The 20,764-nt window shown below is 55.8% G+C and carries 23 protein-coding genes; 11 read left to right on the forward strand and 12 right to left on the reverse strand.

The genetic code is table 11. The features are described from left to right. The first annotated feature begins 112 nt into the window (after positions 1-112). The 3 genes from G523_RS0101870 to G523_RS17510 all read left to right on the forward strand — a co-directional run bounded on the left by G523_RS0101870 (position 113) and on the right by G523_RS17510 (position 2,130). On the forward strand, positions 113-580 hold the full coding sequence (locus G523_RS0101870; protein WP_022693318.1) for a DUF411 domain-containing protein: 468 nt from the start codon (positions 113-115) through the stop codon (positions 578-580). A 257-nt stretch (positions 581-837) separates the two neighbouring features. Continuing rightward, the gene (locus tag G523_RS0101875; protein ID WP_022693319.1) at positions 838-1,053 is read left to right on the forward strand and encodes a cold-shock protein; all 216 of its coding nucleotides are present in this window, start codon (positions 838-840) and stop codon (positions 1,051-1,053) included. 147 nt (positions 1,054-1,200) lie between these two features. Continuing rightward, positions 1,201-2,130 carry a polysaccharide deacetylase family protein gene (locus tag G523_RS17510; RefSeq protein WP_022693320.1) on the forward strand — a complete coding sequence of 310 codons (930 nt, stop codon included), beginning with the start codon at positions 1,201-1,203 and terminating at the stop codon, positions 2,128-2,130. 2 nt (positions 2,131-2,132) lie between these two features. On the opposite strand, the gene G523_RS17515 is transcribed toward G523_RS17510, so the two are convergent. From G523_RS17515 to G523_RS0101900, 4 genes are all read right to left on the reverse strand, one after another. Further along, a complete protein-coding gene (locus G523_RS17515) occupies positions 2,133-2,801 on the reverse strand; it encodes a DUF3299 domain-containing protein (RefSeq protein ID WP_022693321.1) in 669 nt (222 codons plus the stop codon). Then, on the reverse strand, positions 2,798-3,742 hold the full coding sequence (gene htpX / locus G523_RS0101890) for a zinc metalloprotease HtpX (protein WP_027441369.1): 945 nt from the start codon (positions 3,740-3,742) through the stop codon (positions 2,798-2,800). Before htpX ends, G523_RS17515 begins: the two co-directional genes overlap by 4 nt. A 104-nt stretch (positions 3,743-3,846) precedes the next feature. Then, positions 3,847-4,620 (reverse strand): glutathione S-transferase family protein, encoded by a 774-nt coding sequence (locus G523_RS0101895; RefSeq protein ID WP_022693323.1) that lies wholly within the window; start codon positions 4,618-4,620, stop codon positions 3,847-3,849. Between the two features lie 121 nt (positions 4,621-4,741). Beyond that, positions 4,742-5,818: an NADH:flavin oxidoreductase gene (locus tag G523_RS0101900; RefSeq protein WP_022693324.1), complete on the reverse strand. Its 1,077-nt coding sequence runs from the start codon at positions 5,816-5,818 to the stop codon at positions 4,742-4,744. Between the two features lie 144 nt (positions 5,819-5,962). On the opposite strand from G523_RS0101900, the gene G523_RS0101905 reads away from it, so the two are divergent. Continuing rightward, positions 5,963-6,472, forward strand: a complete 510-nt coding sequence (locus G523_RS0101905; protein ID WP_022693325.1) for a hypothetical protein — start codon at positions 5,963-5,965, stop codon at positions 6,470-6,472. On the opposite strand, the gene G523_RS17520 is transcribed toward G523_RS0101905, so the two are convergent. Together G523_RS17520 and G523_RS17525 are read right to left on the reverse strand one after the other, a co-directional pair. Further along, on the reverse strand, positions 6,473-6,919 hold the full coding sequence (locus tag G523_RS17520; protein ID WP_051134731.1) for a hypothetical protein: 447 nt from the start codon (positions 6,917-6,919) through the stop codon (positions 6,473-6,475). Positions 6,920-6,938: 19 nt separating this feature from the next. Continuing rightward, on the reverse strand, positions 6,939-7,472 hold the full coding sequence (locus G523_RS17525; RefSeq protein ID WP_033232259.1) for a hypothetical protein: 534 nt from the start codon (positions 7,470-7,472) through the stop codon (positions 6,939-6,941). Between the two features lie 124 nt (positions 7,473-7,596). On the opposite strand from G523_RS17525, the gene G523_RS0101920 reads away from it, so the two are divergent. After that, the gene (locus G523_RS0101920) at positions 7,597-8,046 is read left to right on the forward strand and encodes a YaiI/YqxD family protein (RefSeq protein ID WP_022693328.1); all 450 of its coding nucleotides are present in this window, start codon (positions 7,597-7,599) and stop codon (positions 8,044-8,046) included. Here G523_RS0101920 and G523_RS0101925 read toward each other — a convergent pair. Next, a complete protein-coding gene (locus G523_RS0101925) occupies positions 8,043-9,257 on the reverse strand; it encodes a flavin-dependent oxidoreductase (RefSeq protein ID WP_022693329.1) in 1,215 nt (404 codons plus the stop codon). The two genes, G523_RS0101920 and G523_RS0101925, sit on opposite strands and share 4 nt — an antisense overlap. 187 nt (positions 9,258-9,444) lie before the next feature. Here G523_RS0101925 and G523_RS0101930 point away from each other — a divergent pair, with 187 nt between their 5' ends. Together G523_RS0101930 and G523_RS19995 are read left to right on the forward strand one after the other, a co-directional pair. Beyond that, entirely contained in the window at positions 9,445-10,974 is a 1,530-nt protein-coding gene (locus tag G523_RS0101930; protein ID WP_022693330.1) for a pectinesterase family protein, read from the forward strand. Positions 10,975-11,086: 112 nt separating this feature from the next. Next, the gene (locus G523_RS19995) at positions 11,087-11,512 is read left to right on the forward strand and encodes a hypothetical protein (protein ID WP_022693331.1); all 426 of its coding nucleotides are present in this window, start codon (positions 11,087-11,089) and stop codon (positions 11,510-11,512) included. 6 nt (positions 11,513-11,518) lie between these two features. On the opposite strand, the gene G523_RS0101940 is transcribed toward G523_RS19995, so the two are convergent. Then, a complete protein-coding gene (locus G523_RS0101940) occupies positions 11,519-12,760 on the reverse strand; it encodes a dihydrodipicolinate synthase family protein (protein ID WP_022693332.1) in 1,242 nt (413 codons plus the stop codon). A gap of 76 nt (positions 12,761-12,836) precedes the next feature. Continuing rightward, entirely contained in the window at positions 12,837-13,526 is a 690-nt protein-coding gene (locus tag G523_RS17535; protein ID WP_022693333.1) for a 2OG-Fe(II) oxygenase, read from the reverse strand. 151 nt (positions 13,527-13,677) lie between these two features. Between G523_RS17535 and G523_RS0101950 the strand changes: the two genes are divergently transcribed. After that, positions 13,678-14,280 carry a YceI family protein gene (locus G523_RS0101950; RefSeq protein WP_022693334.1) on the forward strand — a complete coding sequence of 201 codons (603 nt, stop codon included), beginning with the start codon at positions 13,678-13,680 and terminating at the stop codon, positions 14,278-14,280. 64 nt (positions 14,281-14,344) lie between these two features. On the opposite strand, the gene G523_RS0101955 is transcribed toward G523_RS0101950, so the two are convergent. Further along, on the reverse strand, positions 14,345-15,175 hold the full coding sequence (locus tag G523_RS0101955) for a flagellin (RefSeq protein ID WP_022693335.1): 831 nt from the start codon (positions 15,173-15,175) through the stop codon (positions 14,345-14,347). A gap of 153 nt (positions 15,176-15,328) precedes the next feature. Beyond that, positions 15,329-16,003 (reverse strand): nitroreductase, encoded by a 675-nt coding sequence (locus G523_RS0101960; protein ID WP_022693336.1) that lies wholly within the window; start codon positions 16,001-16,003, stop codon positions 15,329-15,331. A gap of 233 nt (positions 16,004-16,236) precedes the next feature. On the opposite strand from G523_RS0101960, the gene G523_RS0101965 reads away from it, so the two are divergent. Both G523_RS0101965 and G523_RS0101970 read left to right on the forward strand, forming a co-directional pair. After that, positions 16,237-17,391, forward strand: coding sequence for an iron-containing alcohol dehydrogenase (locus G523_RS0101965; RefSeq protein WP_022693337.1), 1,155 nt, complete (start codon positions 16,237-16,239; stop codon positions 17,389-17,391). 85 nt (positions 17,392-17,476) lie between these two features. Next, positions 17,477-18,934, forward strand: coding sequence for an NAD-dependent succinate-semialdehyde dehydrogenase (locus tag G523_RS0101970; RefSeq protein ID WP_022693338.1), 1,458 nt, complete (start codon positions 17,477-17,479; stop codon positions 18,932-18,934). 51 nt (positions 18,935-18,985) lie between these two features. On the opposite strand, the gene G523_RS17540 is transcribed toward G523_RS0101970, so the two are convergent. Continuing rightward, on the reverse strand, positions 18,986-19,732 hold the full coding sequence (locus G523_RS17540) for an IclR family transcriptional regulator (RefSeq protein WP_051134734.1): 747 nt from the start codon (positions 19,730-19,732) through the stop codon (positions 18,986-18,988). 89 nt (positions 19,733-19,821) lie between these two features. On the opposite strand from G523_RS17540, the gene G523_RS0101980 reads away from it, so the two are divergent. Further along, positions 19,822-20,652, forward strand: a complete 831-nt coding sequence (locus tag G523_RS0101980; RefSeq protein WP_162141012.1) for an enoyl-CoA hydratase — start codon at positions 19,822-19,824, stop codon at positions 20,650-20,652. Positions 20,653-20,764: the final 112 nt, after the last annotated feature.

Raw genomic sequence — 20,764 nt, forward strand, 5'->3', positions numbered from 1 at the left:
GGAACTATAAGAAAAATGTTCCAGCTCCATTTCATCACACGTTAAGAGCTAGCTGGTGTCATATCACGCTTTAAAGGGGACTTTCACATGACTTTTCCACGGGGAGCCTGACATGTTCAAACGCCTTACGCGCACCCTCTTTGCTGCACTCACGCTCGGCTCACTTCCGCTCACCGCAATGGCTCAAACCGTGACCGTACATAAAACGCCATGGTGTGGATGCTGCGCGCATTGGGTGGACCATTTACGTGAGAACGGCTTCGAGGTTGAGGTCCATGAAACGGAGAACATGACGCCGATCCGTGAACAACTTGGCGTGCCGCAGGAACTCACCAGCTGTCATACCGGTGTTGTTGAGGGGTATGTTCTGGAAGGCCATGTACCGGCGCATGAAGTGCACCGTCTTTTGGCTGAACGACCGGACGCGACGGGCCTCTCAGTTCCGGGCATGCCTATGGGCTCACCGGGTATGGAAACACCGGGCATGCCGGACACCTATAATGTCGTCCTGTTCTCCGAAACCAGCGCGGAGACCTACGCGACCTATACTGGCGCCACAGCCATTCATCAGCATGATTGACCGCGCAGCGCCCGCGTCGATCAGCAACTGACTACACATTTTTGCAACGGGACGCAGATTATTGCGCCCCGCTGTGTGATGTCCTTGCTAAAATGGTGTAAAACGCGTACAGAGCGGTTATCGACATTCAGCTGATGACTTTAGCGCGACGCTCTTTCCAACTTTGCGGACCGGCTGAACCCTCTTCTCAATTTCGGTAAACTTAAAGACCGCAGTCGAGGCACGCCTCACTGCAAACTCCCAAGGAATATTACTATATGGCAACCGGCACTGTGAAGTGGTTCAACACCACCAAAGGCTACGGGTTCATCGAACCTACTGATGGTTCAAACGACGTTTTCGTACACATCTCCCGCGTTGAGGCATCTCCGCTTGGCACGCTGAACGAAGGCGACCGCATCTCTTACGATATGGAACAAGACAAACGCTCCGGCAAAATGTCTGCAGGCAATCTGCGTCCAGCTGAAGACTAATCAGCACTTTCAGACGGGAAAGAGCCGGATTCCGGCTCTTCTCCTGCGTCTTTAGACGCGAACCCTGCCTGACATTTAAGGTTACAGCGCACCCACACCGCCCTAAGCTGGTTTTCAGACGTGTTGGCGAAAAAAGCGTGAAACCAAATGGCTTTGAAACCTCTCCTTTCGACATTGACAATGTGCCTCGCTCTCGCGCTGCCATCTGGCGCCCAAAGCGATCGGCGCATTGCCCTCACTTATGATGATGCACCTCGCGGCGACAGCGCTTTACAGGGTGATGAACGGGTCGAGATGCTGATTAACGGGCTAGACGCTGCTGGCGTGGAACAGGCCGCGATCTTTGTGGTCACCGAACGTATCAACTCGCCCGAACGCCTCGCGCGCATTCAAAGCTTTGCGGACGCAGGCCATGTGATCGCCAATCACAGCCACACCCATCCATGGCTCAGAAACGTCACCGCCGAAGAGTACCTCGCCGAAATCGACACAGCAGAGATGATCCTGCAAGTCTTCGAAAACCGCCGCCCCTGGTTCCGCTTCCCTTATCTCAATGAAGCGCCCGACATTGAACGCCGCGACGCGGTACGTGCAGGCCTTGCCGAACGCGACCTCTTCAGCGGCTATGTCACTGTCGATACCTATGACTGGCACTTAGACAGTCTCTATCAGAGCGCTATATCACGTGGTCAGAATGTCTGCATGTCCAGCCTTCGTGACCTTTACACTGGCATGCTGGTTGAAGCAGCAAACTTCTATGATCAGGCCGCGCGGGAGTATCTGGACGAGGTGCCGGCACAAGTCATGCTACTTCACGAGAATGATGTGGCCGCGCTGTTCGTGACGGATCTCGTCGCCGCGCTTGAAGCCGACGGATGGGAAATCATCTCCGCTGATGAAGCCTATGAAGATCCGATTGCGAGCGTTCTCCCTGACACCCGTTTTCTGGGTATGGGCCGCGTCGCCGCGCTCACCAGCCTGGCCGGAAAGCCCGGCCCTGAGTTTACCTATCTCGCGGTAGAGGAAGACCAGATTAACGCGGTATTTGAAGACCGCGCTCTTGGCGCGTGTGACTAAATCTATCGGGGTACCGGAAAGAGTTCGAGAGAGCTTAATTCCACCGTATAGGCCGCATTGCCGAGATCATTCTCATTGCGCTCAACACTGATCACACCTTCCAGATAATAGGGCGCCCAGATATCCTCCACACGCGCGGCCTTTTCGGCCTGCACATAAATTACCTGATTGGGCGGAGGCGGGGGCGTGTGAATGCAAGCCCCCTGAGACGGGACGAACAGAAACTCGGTATAGCGGTCGTCCGTTTCAAAGGTGAACGGCACGACATAGCCCGGAATGCGGATCAGCGTGCCGTCAATATCGTCAACAGTATCAAACGTCCCGAATTGTGGCATATAATCGAGGTCTGAGCCTTCCTCGATTTCAGCGCCTGCCGTCACATCAGATAGGCGCGTCGCCTCGGCCTGAAGACGCATTTCAAGCCGCTCGTAGAACTCTTCCTGCTGACGGAAATATTCATCCAGCGCGCCCTCTGGCAGAAGGTCGCTCCACACGATCGGCAGAGGCTGGCCCGCTTCGACACCCCAATATGGAGAACTCTCTTCTTGCAAAGTTTCAGCAGACACCACGGATGAAGCCGGGTCATTCACCTCCGGTGACGCGTTTTGAGACGCGTCACTGCAAGCTGAGAGGATAAGAAGCGCCAAAACGGGGAAGATGAGTTTCATCATCCCCATGGGCCTTTGCGACGTGCTTCACGCGCCTTAGCCCAGGGTGAGGTGACCGTCTCAGGTTCAGCGACATCAGCTGGCTGGTAGGCGCCGCTCACCTGTCCTTTAAGGCCCATCAACGCTTCAATCCGGTTTTGTGTGGCCGGGTGCGTAGAGAAAAGATTATCGCCCTTCTGGCCCGCCAGCGGGTTTACAATGAAGAGGTGTGCCATGGACTGGTTAGCCTCGGTATTACGATCCGGCATCAGCTCTGCCTGCCCCGAGATTTTGGCGAGCGCGCGCGCGAGCGGCTCAGGATCACCAAGAATTTTAGCGCCCTCACGGTCAGCTTCGTACTCTCGCGCACGGCTGATCGCCATTTGAACGATGGAGGCTGCAATCGGTGCCAGAATGGCGATAGCGATACCGGCAATCAGACCGCCGCGATCACGTCCCCCACCGAAGAACATGGCAAAGTTCGCAAGCAGACCAATCGCACCTGCAATTGTCGCTGTGACGGTCATAGTCAGCGTGTCACGGTTCTTCACGTGGGCAAGTTCGTGCGCCATAACGCCCGCGATCTCGTCACGGTTCAGCATGTTGAGAAGACCCGTTGTTGCGACGACTGCGGCATTTTCAGGGTTCCGGCCGGTTGCGAATGCGTTCGGCTGGTCCATCTCGATGACACAGATTTTCGGCTCAGGTAGGCCTGCGCGTTCGGCAAGACGGCGCACATCTTCAAGATAGGCCGCGACCTTGGCGTTGTTGCGGTAATCCTCAGCGGGCTTCGCGTGATAGCTCCGCAGAACGATCTGATCGGAGTTCCAATAGCTGAAGACGTTCAGGCCAATCGCCACAACGAAGGCGATCATCATACCGCCTACGCCGCCAACCAGATAACCGACTGCGCCGAACAGCGCTGTCATCGCCGCAAGCAGCATAAAGGTCTTTGTATGGTTCAGCATGGTCATGCTGCGAGGTCTCCGATTGAACAGGCAAAAAATATGCTCAATCGAAAATGTAGGAAGGGCGCGGCAGGCTGAAAAGAGCCTGCCGCAATAGGACCTTAATTACGTTCGGATGGCGGGCGCACCTGAACCGGCGTCAGATTGCCGGGCACGCCATTTGGCCGCGCAGTTGCCACCATGCGCTGATAGGCAGGACGCGCCTCTACGCGCTCTTTCCAGGCAGCGACTTGCGGGAACTGGTTCACATCCACCAGATTAAGCTGTGTCGCGACATTAAGCGGGAACCACATGATGATATCGGCAGCGGAGAATTCCGGTCCGCCGAAATAGTCATAATCTTCCAGCCAGTTTTCGGCATATTGGACAACCGCTTCACTATCCACCAGGGGTGAGCGGCTGGTCGGCGGGTTTGTCCGCCATGCGCGATAATCGCTGAACAGGCGCGCGGCGAGCGAGCCTTCAGCATAATGCAGCCACATCAGATAAGTCGGGTAAAACTCGCTATCGATTGGCGGGGCCAGTTCGCCCGGTGCATAGCGCGTGAGGATCGTTTCCATAATCGCGCCGGACTCAACGAGGATCTGATCACCAATCACAACCGTCGGCACTTGCGGCATTTCGTGGCCAAGCGCGCGCACAAGGTTCATGGATGCCTGAAGATCGCCGGGCACATATTCCAGCTCGTACGGATAACCCAGCTCTTCCATGAGCCAGACAATACGTTCCGACCGCCGCCCTTCGAGGTGATAAATAGTGACAGGCGGCAAAGGCATGGCCTCGGCTTCCTGAACCCGCGTCTGCGTTGTGGTGTTCACCGAAACGCAGGCTGCAAGCAAGGGCAATGACGCCAGAGCGCCAATGAGTTTTTTCATGATTTCCTCCCAGTTTATGTAAGGAGGCTATCGCTGTTTTACGGTGTTAGATAGATGCCATCCGGTGCAGAGAGGCACCGGATGGTTCACATTTTTTTGAACTAAAACCTGAGAGTACAGATTAGCTCACCATACGGAACGTTTTGCGCAGATATTCAACGAATCCCGGGCTGATACCTTCTGCAAGATAATGGTCTGCTGGCAGCGGCCATTTCGGTGAGGTATAATCTGTATCGGCGCGAACCTTCTCAGGGAAGTCGTGCGCGAGAATGGCTGCGCGCCCGATCATCGCAAAGTCACAGCCAGCTTCCAGAACTTTGCGAACATGCTCTGCATCGACGATTTTACCGGCTGCACCGACTTTCACATTGCCTCGTGGCAAATCCATGAAGTGCTGAAGCAGAGGCTTGTCTTTGAACTCTTCTTCCTCCGGTATTTTGAAGGAATCCCAGAGCGAGAGGTCGATATAATCCACCTCGTCGCGGGTCACGAGTTCAGAGAAGAACTGCTTCATCTCGCCGAGACGCTGACCGAAACGTTCAGGTGAGAAGCGCACGCCAATCTGGAAGTCAGGACGGCAGGCCTCACGAATGCCGGTAATCACCTCAAGGATCAGGCGGCAACGGTTTTCAAAGCTTCCGCCATACTGGTCGTCACGCTGGTTGATTTCCGGCGACAGGAATTGCGCCAGAATATAGCCGTGCGCACCGTGCACTTCGACGCCGTCAAACCCGGCTTTTTCAGCGCGTTTAGCAGCCGTGATGAAGTCGTCGCGCAGCTGTTCGACTTCTTCGGTTGTGAGTGCGCGCGATCCGGTGTCTGCATCGTCAGATGCACCCACCGGCTGGCCGACAATCTCTGTCGGGGAGCGAATGCCTGCATGGTGCAGCTGAAGCGACGAGACAGCACCGCCAGCGCGCAGACCGTCTGCCAGACGCGTCAGGCCTTCAAGGTGATCATCGCTCCACACGCCAAGCTGGCCGGGAAAGCCCTGACCATTGGCCTGTACGTGCGCGGCGCAGGTCATCACCATGCCAAACCCGCCGGTGGCGCGCATGGTCAGCCATTTATACTCATCCTCGGAGAGTACACCTGTATCATGGCTTTGCTGGTTGGTGAGCGGCGCAAGCGCCAGACGATTTTTCCAGTCCGGTCCGCGTGTGAATGAAATTGGCGAGAAGATATCTGCAGCTGTCATTGTTTCCTGTCCCTTATTTTGCCCTGATCTAAGAGCAGTCTGTCACGCGAAGAGCAAGCCGAAACCGCCCTGACTGGACTTCCCACCACGCGTCTCTCATGATCCGGGTGTAAAGCATCAGGCCGCAAGAGCTGGGAGGGAAACATGAGAAAGCTGATCATCACCTTGTTTGCGCTGGCACTGAATTTCAGCGTCAACACGGCACCGGTTCACGCCCAGGGATCGAGCTCTATCAACATTGCGGGGCTGAACTTTTACTGCAACGCCAATAATGGCGCGCGGGTGCCAATCTACTTCACCGAAAACGCCTGGCGGGGCGGCGGCGCAATGGCGGGGATTGATCCCTATCGCGGCTTCTACATCGATGTGAGTCCGAACTATCTCTACTCACTGAACCAGTATGCGGCAGCTTACGTTTTCCTGCATGAATGCGCGCATGTCGCCCTGCCATTCGGTGTGGGCCTTGCCTCCCCGTCGCAGGAAATGAACGCAGATTGCTATGCCATCCGACAGATGCGCAATCTGCGCCTGATCAACAATCCGTATGAGTTCAATGCCGCGGTATCAGCCGTCGCGAACATGCCGGGCTCGCCTGCAGGCCATCTTCCAGGCCCTGCCCGCATTCGGCATCTGGCGCAGTGTATCAGCTTCTGATCAGGCTTTCTCGGCCTGACGGAAGAAGAAGGCGCCCAGAAGCCAGATAAGCGCGAAAGCGATGGTCGCAGCGATTACATCCCAAGGCCATTTAGCCGCCTCAGAGCCCCAACCGAGCGCCAGCGCACTACTGCCTATGGCGACCTGCATAATCGCCATAATCAGGAGCGTTTTCTTCATCGCCTCCGGGCTAAACCGGCCATAGACGCCGCCGACGACGCCCACGAGCAGCACGACCAGATAATAAAGGTTCGCTGGATTATCGGCGTCGCCGATCAGTCCGACTGCTCCGCCAGCCCAGAACAGAAGGACCGAACCAATAATATGGGCAACAAAGCCCAGTCGATAAGAGATCGGACGCTTCAGGCGTACAAAGATCAGGCCCGCAACGCCCAACATGGCGAGCAAAACGCCCGCCACGATAAAATCACCAATCGACCAGTTCATTTGAGATTGCCCTGCAAGCCTATTCCGGAACAGGCGGCCAGACGGTTGCGTCGACGAAATCGCAGTCTGCCGCTTCCATGACCGCGTCATCCCAGTGAGCGCTGTGTGCGCTTTCCGCCGAGATCACCCAAGGCTCTTCACCATATTGGGTATCGCCGTCGACCTCAGTGACCGCGGTGAAATTGACCACGCCGTCATCATTCAGCTGGCCATCGCTTAGAATGGTTTCAAACGCCGCGAAATAAGCGTTTTCCGCATCATGGATCGTGCCGTAATGACGGCCGGAAAATACACCTGCGATATCCAGCGTAATCTCCAGACCTTCCGTCGAGCTATCTTCCTGCAGGAAGTAGCAATACTCGCCCTCTGTGAGCGCCGAAATCGCGGTCGTTGCCGCGTCGGACACTGCCTCGGTAACTTCGCCCGCAGCTTCAGCCACGGGAACAGCTGCTTCAACTGGCGCAGGCGCAGCTTCCACGGGCTCTACCGTTTCAGACTGCCCACATGCCGCGAGCACGAGCGCGAAAAGCGCTGGTGAGATAAGATGTTTCATAATTTCCCCTCGTATTCCCATGTCACACTCGCACCAGAGTCTTGTATTTACAAGGCAGCTTTAAGGCAGGCGCTGCAATCACTAAGAGGCTGCACGATCCACAGAAGCCATGCTAACAGGGCTCATGAAGATTTATATCGATGCAGATGCCTGTCCGGTGAAGGACGAGGTCTACAAAGTTGCAGAACGCCACGGCGGACATGTGTTCGTCGTCTCGAACAGCTTTCTGCGCGTTCCCTCCCTGCCTTATATCACGCAACAAGTTGTTGATGCAGGGCCTGACGAAGCAGACAACTGGATTGCCGAGCGCGCGACGCGGGCTGACATTGTCATCACAAATGACATTCCGCTCGCCGAACGCTGCCTGATGAACGATGCCCGCGTCCTGCAGCCCACCGGCAAAGCTTACACCAAATCCAACATTGCATCGGCTATCGCGACCCGAGCATTGATGGAACAGCTGCGCTCTACCGGCGAGCAGTTTGGCGGTGCGCCGCCTTTCAGCCAGCGCGACCGCTCGCAATTTCTACAGGCCCTTCACGAGGTGTGCGTAAAACTGAAACGCGGCGCTTAAGCGGACTTTTTAAGCCCGGTGAGTTGCTTATAGCGATCAGCAATGTCCTGAAGTTCGCCTTCAGCGAATATGTCCTCAAGCCTGTCAAAGCCTTCCGGTGCGCGTTCATGCGCCAGCTGCATGCACTGTTCAGGACCGTTCTGACGGTTCGCGCGAACAATGGCTGCCGTCGCGGGCAGACGCTCGCCCTCATAGCGGGCGAGGATATCGGCAACACTGCCACCCGCTTCAATATTTCGCGTCAGGCAAAGCGCATCAATAATGGCCTGCGTCGCGCCGTTGGAGCCGATCGGGTACATCGGGTGCGCTGCATCACCGAGCAGCGTCACATGCCCATCTGTCCAGGTATCGACAGGATCACGGTCGACAAGCGGGAATTCGTATATTCCTTCAGCCTGCTCGATCAGACCTGGCACATCGAGCCATCCAAACGCCCAGTCTTTGAATTCGGGATAAAAGTCGTCGCGATTGCCCACACGGTTCCAGTCCTCACGGTCCAGAAGTTCGGAAACTTCAAGCTCGGCAATCCAGTTGATCAGCTGTTTGCCATCGCTGCGGACAGGCGAGATCGGATAGCAGACAAACTTCTGGGACTGATGTCCCGCCATAATCATACTGGCGCCCGTGAGGTAAGGCTCGGCCCATGTCACACCACGCCAGAGGACACGCCCTGAATATCGCGGCAGTCCCTGATCCGGATACATTTGCTGACGCGCAGCAGAATGAATGCCATCAGCGCAAACAAGAATATCGGAGCTAACCTCAACAATCTCTCCATCGGTGCGTTTCAGAGTCGCGATCGCCTGCCCGTGCTCAGTTCTGAAGGCATCCAGCCGATAGCCGGACTTGATATTTTCTTCTCCCAGCCGCGATTGTGCATGACGGAGCAGCGTCATCTGCAAATCTCCGCGACCGAGCGAGATTTGCGGCGCTTCGAAACCGGCAAAACGACCACGCGGCTCGGACCAGATATGCTGACCATGCATGTTGTAATACGAGAGCTCACGCGTCGTGACGCCGTGCGCCAGCAGATCGTCCACAACGCCAAAAGGTTCTAACAACACCGCGGCATGCGGCAGAAGGTTTATACCCACGCCAAGCGGGCGGATCGTCTCAACCGCTTCAAAGACCGTAACCTGATGCCCCGCATCATGAAGCGCCAGCGCAGCCGAAAGCCCGCCCATGCCTGCGCCGATAATATTGATCTTCATAAGTCCTCCCGCCGTGGATCAGTCGCCGTCTTTGTCGTCATACTCGCCGCGACACACTGGCAGGACAAGCATAACTTCATTCAGCCCTCAAAACTGAACGCGTTAAATTTGAGGTTGATTTATCCTCCGCGCGACTGCCATTCTGGTGAAAAGATAAAGCCTGCGTTTCGTGGGCGGGGAGGTTACGATGACAGATTACACATTCTGGAAACCTGCATTTGTTGTCAGTCTGGCACTTGGTCTCACAGCCTGCGGGCAAAATTCTCCAACGCCGGAGGCCCCCATCCAATCAGGTGCGATTTTCTTTCCGTTCGATAATGACACCGGTATCAGCCCGGATACGCCGCTTCGCATCACATTTCCCGATCCACTCACCATCCACTCTGAAGGCGTAATAGAAATCACCGATGCAGAAACCGGCGACGTCGTGGATCGTATCGATGTCTTTATACCTTTCGGCCCCTTCCCGGACGGGCGTATGTCAGGCGCAACTCAGGAGGACAGAGTCCGCCTTGGCAGAGAGTCGGTCATGTCGGACTACCAGGTGAACACGCTTCAGGGCGTCGACTTCCATTACCACCCTGTGCTTGCACGCGACATGACCGCCATCATCACGCCCCACAACGGCGCGCTGGACTATGGCGAGACCTATAACGTGCATGTGGATGGAGACGTTTTCGGCCTCAGTTACACAGACTTTGAATGGAGCTTCACGACACGCGATGCCCCGCCTGATGCCGATACCGGCCTGGTGACCGTTGCAAGTGACGGGTCTGGTGACTTTGTGACGGTTCAGGGGGCACTCGACTTCGCCCCTTCAGAAAGCGCTGAGCCTTTCGAGATATTCATCCGCAACGGGCGCTATGACGAGCTGGTTTTCCTGAACGGTAAATCGGACATCATTCTGCGCGGCGAGAGCCGTGACGGCGTTGTCGTGCGCTATCCGAACAATTCGGCCTTTAACCCGCCGCGAGAAAACCCGTCCCGCCGTCCTGCCTTTCAACTCCATGAAGTCAGCGACATCCAGCTTTCAGATTTCACCATACAGAATGATTTCATCGGACAGGCAGAGGCGTTGCTGGTGCGCGGTGACCGCGTCATCATCGACAACATGCAACTCAACGGCTCTGGCGATGCGCTCACCACCTATGGCTCCATCTATATGCAGGATTCAGAGCTGGTCGGGGACGGCGACACCATTCTTGGTTACGCGACACTGTTTTGCCTGCGCTGTACGATCAAATCGGTCGGCCCTTTCACATGGACGCGTACGCCTGAAGGCCAGCATGGCAACATCTTTGTGGATTCAGAGCTGATCTATCAGGATCAGCCCCTGCCCTGGTCTGTGACCGAGGACAATCCGGAAGGCCAGAAGACGCGCGGTGTATTGGCCCGCCTGCCGTTTAATGGTCCACGCGAAGGCCCGCGTCACGAACGGTCTAACTTTCCGTTTGCCGAAATGGTTCTGATCAATACGCGCACAGACGGGATACCACCGGAAGGCTGGGGGCCGGTTGAGGAAGAGCATGCTGAATTCAGCTGGGAGAATATCCATCTCTGGGAGTTCAACACCATGGATATGGAGAGCAATCCGGTCGACATGTCAGAGCGCCATCCTCTTGTTCGGGTGCTTGATGCAGAAACGGATGCTGAGCTCATCGCTAACTATTCAGACCCGACCTTCATTCTCAATGGCTGGACACCCGAAGTGAAATAGACAGCGCATTTTAACCTGAAGGGCTTGCGCGCAAGACGGTTGGCGTGGAACGCTCCTTCAATGCTGGAGGCAACTGCCTGCGGCCAACAGACAATCGGGAAGGAAAGTTGACATGAAGGCTATCAAAACTGCGCTAATCGCAGCATCGGTGCTTGGCCTTACAGGCGCAGCGCACGCAGATGAAGTCTGGTCATCTGATGAAGGCAATATCGTCTTTCTGTCCGAGCTGGAAACGGGTGAAGCCATTATCGGCGCGCCTGTTGGCGACACGATGATTCGAATGATCTTCCCGGGCCTTGCCGGAAATTATGACAACCGGAGCATGCATGATGGCGTCTGGATCAGCTCCTCATCATTCGGCACCGAACCGTGCGGCATCTCCGTTCAGGACCCTGAAACAGGTGAAACCTCTGCCTATTGGGGCCGCGCGCAAATGATCTTCACCTCTACCGGCTATCCGTCGGATATCGTACTCACAGCCGGTGTCTGTTTTGGTGATCCTGAAGAGATGCTGTTTGGCGAAGCGCTGAACCAGTAAACGCCGTCAAACTGCGTAGCGTGGCCAATGCTCCATATCGGATGGACGTACACCGCGTGCCCATGCGGCTCGGCCAACAATAAACTGCTCTTCAGGCGCGTCTGTCATCGTCAAACCGGCAGCCGCGAAAGTGGTCCGGATTTTCTGTCGTGCCGCCGCATCAAGAACAGGCACATGGTCGGCTTCGCTGGCCGAGACCGGTAGCAAGCCGCCATTGCCGCCGCCGAGCCATGAGTAGTATTTATTATGCTGCCATGGGTGCGCACCAGCACGAATGACTTCGGACTGCAGCTGGAAAAAAGCATCGTGCACGGGCTGAATACGCTCAGCCGCCGCGTTGATCCGCGCCATATCCCTGCTCGCGCAGGCATTCAGCAAATCGTTTCCAAGCTGTTCAGTCGGCGTCTGAACTGCCTCGCCATTCCATTGGCCACTCCACTGAATGCGGTAGTGTTGCGAAAGCAGAGGAACGAAGTCGAGGTTCACAGGCGCCATGAGAAGACGGTCTGCCAGACGGTCACACATTTGCAGAGTTGATGTCAGTGTCACCGGCTGTGAAATCTTTACAGATGTAACGTTCCCAAAGTCCGCGACACGGTCAAACACATCCAGAGGCTGACCTGCTGGCCCGAGATGCGGAAAGTTGCGCCCGCGGTTGAGCGCTGCATAAAGCATGATCGGAAGATCAGTCGACTGAATACGCTGCGCCATAGATGCGTAGAGATCTTCTGCTGAAATATCAGTCGCATACCGGGACGCCAGCAGAACCATATCCACCCCCAGCGCTTCGAGCCGGTTCAGCAACGCGATGTCCGCTTCGGGCGTCGTGTTGTAGACAATCCCATGCACAGGGATGCGTCCGCGTGCCTCATCGAGGATAATTCGGTGATATTGCTCCCAACGCGGATCTTCCTGCAGCGTCCAGTTGACCAGAGGCAGCGTGCCGGAAAACCCCATCGCGATAGCATGATTGACGTCATGCCGGATGCCTTCTTCGTCAAGCGTATGCCCATCGGCCTGAAACGTCGGAAGAAAGAGGTTCAGCAGACCTTTCAGATTGTCGTGAGCCCATCGGCGCTGCGGCGTTGACGCATCTGTTTCGGTGAAACCATAGGATTCATCTGACGAAGGCGTTGCAGATGCTGCGCCTGCAACGAAGAGCGGCGCGGTCGCAGAAAGGCCTGCCACCTGCATCAAACGTCGACGATTTACGAGATTTTGGCCACCTGTTTCAGACTGTGATTGCATGAATGAAGCGCTCCCTGATATTTTGGGAGAGCCTGCTACACCAAACTCGCAATAGCAAGAGGCGTGAAACACTGTTTTAGAATACAGAAACCTCGGGCGTCGTCGTCTGAACCGTCTGTAGACTTGGCGCGATACCGCGGTCATTCACGCGGAACCAACCTGCAATGGAGTAACGGTCACGCATTGCGGGCAGAACCTCATGAGGGATGTCCTCGCTGAGAAAAATAACCAGCATGCCGAGCTCTGGCAGAACCAGCTCCACAGCATCCTCAGAATCCTCGCGATCAAAGATTGCAAGCGCGCCGCCATCACTCTCGTCCCAGTCCTCATTCAGATAGAAGACGGTCGAGAGCACACGGTTACGCGCACCTTTGAACGAATCCATATGGCGTTTGTAGAACGCGCCCGGCTCATACACCGCAAAATGGGCTTCGTATGAAAACAGGCCGAGATATAGCGCCTCGTTCACCGCCAGACGGACCGTTTCCATGACGTCCAGATAACGTGCCTGAATCTCTTCGTCTCGACTTAGCCAACGGGTTTTATCGCGGCGGATATCAGATTTGATGGCGTGATCGCCCGCACGCCCGATGCCGGCCCGCTCAAGCATGGCTTCGCTATGGAGCGTTTCAGCTTCAACGCGCAAAGCACGTGATAACTCAGGCGGCACGACGGTACGGGTTACAACCCATCCAGTGTCCGTCAGCTGGTTGATCCAGTTCCACCCCTGAGGCGGGACCGGCAATTCGGCTGTGTTCAAACGCATAAGGCCCAAACAAACAAAAGGTCCGCGCCGATACACCCACTCCGTGCACCTCGCAAGAAAAAATCCCCATGGTTACCCAAAAGTGCGGACTTATAGCCCGCAATAACCGCTCTATCTCATAACACGCGTCTATAGACGGAAAGGACAGATCATGACTAAATTTACGCGTACACTTCTCGCGTCTGCAGTTGCAGGTGCAGCATTCCTTCTTCCAGCTCAGGCTGAGGTCGTTTCATATCAGGCAGAGCCTACACACTCATATGTCCGCGCGACATATACGCACCTTGGCCTCTCCCATCAGGGCCTCGAATTCCCTGCGATCAGCGGCACATTCGACATTGATCTGGAAGATCCGGAAGCGTCCGTGATCGACGTCACGATCGATATGCTTTCGCTCGACACAAATACGGGTGGTGAAGAGTTCTACACCGAACTGTCCAGCAGCGACTTCTTCAATTTTGAAGAATTTTCGATTGCGCACTTCGTTGCGACCGAACTGAGCGTCAGCGAAGAAGACGACACTAAAGGCACAATGACTGGTGACCTGACCATTCACGGCGTCACACAGCCGGTTACGTTTGATGTCACCCTGAACTTCCAGGGCGACCACCCGATGATGGGCGTGCCTGCACTTGGCGTATCTGCTAGCGGTGAAATCCTTCGCTCAGATTTTGGCGTCGGCGCGTTTGTTCCATACGTATCTGATGAAGTTGAACTGAACATCCAGCTCGAACTCATCGTTCCCGCGGAATAAGATATCAGTCCGGGCGGGGACCAGTCCCGCCCGGACTGCTCTCCTCTACCCGTCAGCCATTCGACTATTCATCGAAAAGCTGAGTCGCGTAGGTAGGAAGCTGGTTGGCAATATTGAGGGACTGAACACGCAAATCGCGTTTGGTCTGCTCGGCCTGAAGTTTTGCAGCCTCTCTGCCGAGGTCGGCATCGACCAGTGTTCCAAGATTATTGCTCAGGACATCCGCCGTCTTCATGACGAGCGTGCGCATCGTATCAATCGTACGGATGCGACCTCCCAGAATATTCATGACTTCATGGTGCTTTTCGAGCGTCGACTCGATGCGCGACAGGGAATCCTTTGCGTCCTGTAGCGGATCAATCACCATGCTTGGGATCATATCCGTATCAGCGCCGCCGGGCTTCAGATCGTATCCGGGAACAGAGATTTCCTTGCCACCCTTCACATCCGTGATCGGACGCATGTTCGACGTGCTTCCGTCGATCAGATTGAAGTCATTAAAGCCGGCATTGTTGATTATGGTATCGATCTGGTCTCGGAGCTTTATGAAATCCTCGTTGAGGATACCGCGGCTTCGATCATCCAGCCCCGGATCAGCCGCTGCCAGCGCCTTTTCCTTCATTTCCATGATGAGGTCGGTCAGCGCCTCCGTCGCCGTCAGCGCAACATCGCCAACCGCGACCGAAAGATCGAGAGAATCCCGCACGACGCCGAGGCCGGAGATATCAGCCCGTAGCGTCTGTGCCATGGCGTAAATGGCACCATTGTCCTTGGCGCCATTCACCTTGCGCCCGGTATTCATCCGGCTTTCAACAGTCTGCAAATCCCTGTCGGATTTGTTCAGGCTGCGAACCGTCGTCATGGAGCTCGAATTGGTATTCACGCTGATCGGCATATCGGCACGTTACCTTCCTGGTCTTTTTTCGCGCCGGCCGGTTTTTTATGTGGCTCATGTGACGCTTTTACAGCGTACACTACCTTTCATTATTGAATGTCCGTTTGAATCCTTCTGCCAAAATCAGCACAGTTCAAAAGGTAAATGTTAGGGTTAATCAAACCCGACAAACACCGCAGCATCATCAACAGATTTCCGGCGCGAAACGACCGCATTTGCAGGGAAGGTTTCATCCGGCCAGCCCATAGCAATGGCCATCATGATGACCTGATCATCCGGAATGCCTGCTTCTTCGCGCACGACAGGGCTTTGCATAATGCCCTGCGAATTGATCACGCAGCCAAGCCCACGCGACCATGCCGCATTCACAATGCCATTACAGACTGCGCCGCAGTCAAACGTGGTGATGTCATTTCCCTCAACCTCTTTGTCAAAGGTGATGATGACGGAGACCGGCGCATCAAACTGGCGGAAGCCGCGCAGCACCCAATCCATCCGTTTTTCCTTGTCATGGCGCTCAATGCCCATGGCTTCGAACAACTGGACAGCAATCTCGACCTGACGGTCACGGTGCACGCCCTGATATTTGTCGCCACCACGGAATTCACGGCTGTCAGGCACACCCGCCATATTGCGCTCGACATTGCCTTTACGAATGCGGTTCAGAACGTCGCCGCCAATCACATAGAAATGCCATGGCTGGGTATTCATTGAGGATGGCGCGCGAATAGCGAGCTCCAGAACCTCTTTAATCACCTCTTTCGGAACGGGCTTATCAAGATATCCGCGAATGCTGCGGCGACCGTTGATGACCTCATCATATTCCATGTTTCTTCCCCGTGGCTTTGTTTGAGCGAAGTCTGAGCACGGGTGACACAAATTTCCAATCCTTCCCCTAACGTCAGGTCGCAATTGATTTTAGATCGTGTCAAAACGCTCCTAAGTTTCGAACTGATCTTTTCAAGTAAAGTGTAGTCAGATACACCAAAGCCAAATGGACGCCGGAACAACCGGCACACAACTCAGCTCACGCCTGTGAGTAAGGACCTGGAAACGCCCAAATGACGTCTTTTGAATTCAACACCACCCGTTCCATCATCAATGAGCCGGGCTCGATCAAACGCCTTGGCGAGATTTGCACACGCCTCGGCTTTGAACGCCCGCTGGTGGTGACAGATCCGGGTATTGTGAAGGCAGGCCTTCTTGAGAAGCTGACTGCGTCTCTTGACGCCTCCGGCACGTCATACGCTCTCTATACCGACATCGTAGCGGACCCGCCGGTCGAGACAATCATGGCAACGCTGGAAGCTGCCAAAGCGCATAATGCGGACGGCATTATCGGCTTTGGTGGTGGCTCATCCATGGATGCCGCAAAGATTGCTGCCCTTCTTCTTCGTTCAGATGAAAAGCTCGAAGACATTTACGGCGTCGGCATGGCGAAGGGCGAGCGCGCGCCGCTTATCCTGATCCCGACGACTGCAGGCACAGGCTCTGAAGTGACAGCTGTTGCCATCGTAACCACCGGCCCGAACACAAAAGCAGGTGTAGTTGCGAACCAGCTCTATCCGGATGTGGCCCTTCTCGATGCGGAACTCACGCTCGGCCTGCCGCCAATCGTGACCGCGGCCACCGGCGTTGATGCGATGGTCCACGCGATTGAAGCTTACACATCAATTCACCTCAAAAACCCGTATTCAGACATGCTCGCCCAGAAGGCGCTCGAGCTTCTGTCCAAGAATCTGAAGCCGGTCATCGCAGACGGTTCAAACCTCGCCGCACGCCAGAACATGCTGTTCGGCGCGTGCCTCGCAGGACAGGCTTTTGCTAATGCGCCCGTGGCTGCCGTACACGCCCTCGCCTATCCGCTGGGCGCGCGCTACCACATTGCGCATGGCACATCGAACGCGCTGCTTCTACCGCACGTTCTGCGCTTCAATGCACCAAATGCCGCAAGCCTCTATGCTGAACTCGCGCCGATCTGTTTTGACAATGTCCCGACAGGCTCTGACGAAAAGACTGCGCTCTGGTTCGCTGACCAGCTTGAACAGCTGAGCCTTGATGTCGGCCTGCCGCCTCGCATGCGAGATGCTGGTGTTCTGGCAAATGACCTCGATCTGCTCGCAGAAGAAGCCATGGGCCAGACACGACTTCTGAAGAACAATCCGCGCGAAGTGACACAAAGTGATGCACGCGATATCTACGAAGCGGCTTACTAAAAAACGCAGGAACAATGGGCGCTGCACAGCGTCCATTGAAAACCTCACACTATTCCGAATACGGGACTCAGGGAGAATTTCAGGGATGACGGACCACAAGCTTTCCGATCCGGCACTTCTGTGCACGAAAGCCTATATCAACGGCAAATGGACTGACGCGGCAGACGGCTCGACTTTCAATGTCGACAACCCTGCAAACGGCGAACTGATTGCCGAAGTCGCCTATTGCGGCGAAGCGGAAACCAAAGCTGCTATTGAAGCTGCTGAAGCTGCGCGACCTGCATGGGCTGCCAAGACACCTAAAGAGCGCGCAAAACATCTGCGCGACCTCTTCAATCTGATGATGGCCAATCAGGATGATCTCGGCCGTATCCTCACGCTTGAACAAGGCAAGCCGCTTGTCGAAGCAAAGGGCGAGATTGCTTACGGCGCGAACTATGTTGAATGGTTCGCTGAGGAAGCAAAACGCGTCTATGGCGAGGTGATGACGCAGCCGTCTCCGGACAAGCGCGTTGTTGTGATCCGTCAGCCGGTCGGCGTTGCCGCGCTTATCACGCCGTGGAACTTCCCGAACGCAATGCTGACACGCAAGATCGCGCCAGCGCTTGCTGCAGGCTGCACAGTCGTTTGCAAACCAGCATCGGAAACGCCACTGTCCGCGCTGGCAATTGCCGAGCTGTGTGATCGCGCAGGTATCCCGCCCGGTGTTGTGAACATTGTTTGCGGCAATACACGCGCAATCGGCGGCGAACTGACCTCTAACCCGAGCGTCAAAAAGCTTTCCTTCACCGGCTCCACCGAAGTCGGCAAAATGCTGACCGAGCAGTGCTCCGGCACGCTGAAGCGTCTCTCCATGGAGCTTGGTGGCAACGCGCCTTTCATCATCTTTGACGACGCAGACCTCGACCTGGCGATCAAAGGCGTCATGGCGTCCAAATTCCGTAACGCTGGCCAGACCTGCGTCTGCACGAACCGTATTCTCGTCCATGAGGACGTGAAGGATGCCTTCGTTGAGAAGCTCCTTGCAGCCACCAACGCGCTCAAAGTCGGCAATGGCCTGGATGATGGTGTCGACCTTGGCCCGCTCGTCTCAGTCAAAGCCCGCAAGACGGTTGAAGAGTTTGTAGCTGATGCTGTCGAGAAAGGCGCAAAAGTTCATGAAGGCCCGTCTACGCCAAACGGCGAATGCTATTCGCGTCCGCTGGTTCTGACAGAAGCGACCCGCGAGATGCGCGTCTTCTCTGAAGAGATTTTCGGGCCTGTTGCGCCGGTCTTCACCTTCAAGACGGATGAAGAAGCCATTGCTATGGCGAATGACACAGAGTTTGGCCTCGCATCCTACTTCTACTCCAAAGATGTTGCGCGCTGCTGGCGTGTAGCCGAGGCGCTGGAATACGGCATGGTCGGTATCAATGAGGGCATCATCTCAAACGAGATGGCTCCGTTCGGCGGCGTGAAGGAATCCGGTCAGGGCCGTGAAGGCTCACACCATGGTCTCGACGATTATCTGGAAATCAAATCGCTCACATTTGGCGGCATCTGATCCCGCATCGACACGCATAGAAACGCCCGTCAGGAAACTGGCGGGCGTTTCTTATCCAAGCGCACCTGTCTCCGAGATCATCGCCGTCACCGACATGAGCGCTTCGATGATCTGACGGCGTTTTTCAGGGGAGTATCGCTCGACAGGGCCGGAAATGCCGATCGCACCAAGCACACGCCGATCTTCATCGAGGATCGGTACGGCAATCGAGAATATCCCCTGCTTCCAGTCAGGATCGGCCTCGAAATAGCCTGCAAGGCGGACCGATGGCAGGCCGGACAGCACATCATCACGTACGATTTTTGTATCGGAGCGCAGCGGCACCACTGCTAGAGACCGGTCGTACAGACCTTCAGGGTCCTCATGAAAGGCAAGCATGACCCGTCCGGCGGCAGAGGCAGGAACGGGCAAGCGCGAACCGGGGCGGCTGGAAAAGCGGATCGGGCGCGGCGAGATGAGCTTCTCCACCACCAGCACGCTATCACCATCCAGAACGTAAAGGTTCACCGTCTCGCCCAGCTCGCTTTGAAGCTTATGGAAGTATGGCGCAGCCGCTTTGCGCACGGGATGGCCAGCCAGCACTTTGGAGCCCAGTTCGAACAGTTTCAGGCTCGGCTGATACATGCCTGTTTCGGCGTCCTGCACCGCATAATTGGACGCAACGAGGGTCGCCAGTGTGCGATGGGCATTGCTCTTCTGCAGCCCCAGATCCTGCGCCAGCGTCGACAGCCTGACCGGCCCCGATGCCTGCACCAGATACTCCAACACCCGCAAACCCTTTTCCAGAGTTGAGTCCATTCCCCGAAATACCTCATTCAATTGACAGGACCGCTTGCCGCGACCATCAAGTCGGCTTGTTATCTGGTCAAAGTGTCGGGGGAGTTTGCGTGAGCGTCAATTGGGAAATGCCGAAGGGCGAAGAGGTCGAAGGCTCAACTGAAAAAGTCATCGGCATATCCGCAGGCCCGATTGGCTGGATCGTGATCAACAATCCTGCCCGCCGCAACGCTATGTCCCGCGCCATGTGGGAAACAGTGCCCATGCTTCTGGATACGCTCTGCGCTCTCCCAGATACGCGCCTGATTGTTGTAACCGGCGCCGGAAGCAAAGCCTTCATTTCCGGCGCGGACATTTCCGAGTTTGAAAAGCAGCGCGCCTCACTTGAGGCCAACAAGGCCTATGACGAAGCCGCGGGTGCGGCCTTTGGCGCGTTCGCGGACTGCATTCTGCCGACCATCGCCATGGTTCGCGGCGCGTGTATTGGCGGCGGGCTGGCAACCGCAATCAGCTGCGACATCCGCATCGCCACCGACACGTCCATTTTCGGCATCCCCGCAGCCAAGCTAGGTGTTGGTTATCAGTTTGATGGCATTCAGCGCCTCATGTCGATCATCGGACCAGCACGGACCAAACAGCTCATGTACACAGCTGAATTCTACAAAGCCGAGCGCGCCGTTGCTATGGGTCTCATCGACGAAGCCATGGAGGCTGAAGCACTTGAGCCGCGCCTTTACGAGCTTGCAGGCATGATCGCCGCCAATGCGCCGCTCAGTATTCGGGCCGCAAAACTCGCCGTCGATGAAGCCGTCAAAGACCCTGACCTTCGAAACACGGCGAAAGTTCAGGCCGCGATTGATGCGGCGTGGAGCAGTGGTGACGTCAAAGAAGGTCACCGCGCTTTCCTCGAGAAAAGAAAAGCGAATTTCACCGGCAAATAGAGGGCGCTCACTCGGCAGTCAGACTGGTCAGAACCGATGCAATCTCTTGCCCCGATTTATCGAGAATCGGGAAAGACTTGCTACGCAGAGACGGTGAGATAAGGTTAACCCC

This window comes from Ponticaulis koreensis DSM 19734 (assembly GCF_000420665.1).
Lineage (GTDB): Bacteria > Pseudomonadota > Alphaproteobacteria > Caulobacterales > Hyphomonadaceae > Ponticaulis > Ponticaulis koreensis.

Bases quoted from the DNA above. Each gene is read 5' to 3' on its own strand.
- G523_RS0101870 (WP_022693318.1), top strand. From the start codon at position 113: ATGTTCAAACGCCTTACGCGCACCCTCTTTGCTGCACTCACGCTCGGC.
- G523_RS0101875 (WP_022693319.1), top strand. From the start codon at position 838: ATGGCAACCGGCACTGTGAAGTGGTTCAACACCACCAAAGGCTACGGG.
- G523_RS17510 (WP_022693320.1), top strand. From the start codon at position 1,201: ATGGCTTTGAAACCTCTCCTTTCGACATTGACAATGTGCCTCGCTCTC.
- G523_RS17515 (WP_022693321.1), bottom strand. From the start codon at position 2,801: ATGATGAAACTCATCTTCCCCGTTTTGGCGCTTCTTATCCTCTCAGCT.
- G523_RS0101895 (WP_022693323.1), bottom strand. From the start codon at position 4,620: ATGAAAAAACTCATTGGCGCTCTGGCGTCATTGCCCTTGCTTGCAGCC.
- G523_RS0101900 (WP_022693324.1), bottom strand. From the start codon at position 5,818: ATGACAGCTGCAGATATCTTCTCGCCAATTTCATTCACACGCGGACCG.
- G523_RS0101905 (WP_022693325.1), top strand. From the start codon at position 5,963: ATGAGAAAGCTGATCATCACCTTGTTTGCGCTGGCACTGAATTTCAGC.
- G523_RS17520 (WP_051134731.1), bottom strand. From the start codon at position 6,919: ATGAACTGGTCGATTGGTGATTTTATCGTGGCGGGCGTTTTGCTCGCC.
- G523_RS17525 (WP_033232259.1), bottom strand. From the start codon at position 7,472: ATGAAACATCTTATCTCACCAGCGCTTTTCGCGCTCGTGCTCGCGGCA.
- G523_RS0101920 (WP_022693328.1), top strand. From the start codon at position 7,597: ATGAAGATTTATATCGATGCAGATGCCTGTCCGGTGAAGGACGAGGTC.
- G523_RS0101925 (WP_022693329.1), bottom strand. From the start codon at position 9,257: ATGAAGATCAATATTATCGGCGCAGGCATGGGCGGGCTTTCGGCTGCG.
- G523_RS0101930 (WP_022693330.1), top strand. From the start codon at position 9,445: ATGACAGATTACACATTCTGGAAACCTGCATTTGTTGTCAGTCTGGCA.
- G523_RS19995 (WP_022693331.1), top strand. From the start codon at position 11,087: ATGAAGGCTATCAAAACTGCGCTAATCGCAGCATCGGTGCTTGGCCTT.
- G523_RS0101940 (WP_022693332.1), bottom strand. From the start codon at position 12,760: ATGCAATCACAGTCTGAAACAGGTGGCCAAAATCTCGTAAATCGTCGA.
- G523_RS17535 (WP_022693333.1), bottom strand. From the start codon at position 13,526: ATGCGTTTGAACACAGCCGAATTGCCGGTCCCGCCTCAGGGGTGGAAC.
- G523_RS0101950 (WP_022693334.1), top strand. From the start codon at position 13,678: ATGACTAAATTTACGCGTACACTTCTCGCGTCTGCAGTTGCAGGTGCA.
- G523_RS0101955 (WP_022693335.1), bottom strand. From the start codon at position 15,175: ATGCCGATCAGCGTGAATACCAATTCGAGCTCCATGACGACGGTTCGC.
- G523_RS0101960 (WP_022693336.1), bottom strand. From the start codon at position 16,003: ATGGAATATGATGAGGTCATCAACGGTCGCCGCAGCATTCGCGGATAT.
- G523_RS0101965 (WP_022693337.1), top strand. From the start codon at position 16,237: ATGACGTCTTTTGAATTCAACACCACCCGTTCCATCATCAATGAGCCG.
- G523_RS0101970 (WP_022693338.1), top strand. From the start codon at position 17,477: ATGACGGACCACAAGCTTTCCGATCCGGCACTTCTGTGCACGAAAGCC.
- G523_RS17540 (WP_051134734.1), bottom strand. From the start codon at position 19,732: ATGGACTCAACTCTGGAAAAGGGTTTGCGGGTGTTGGAGTATCTGGTG.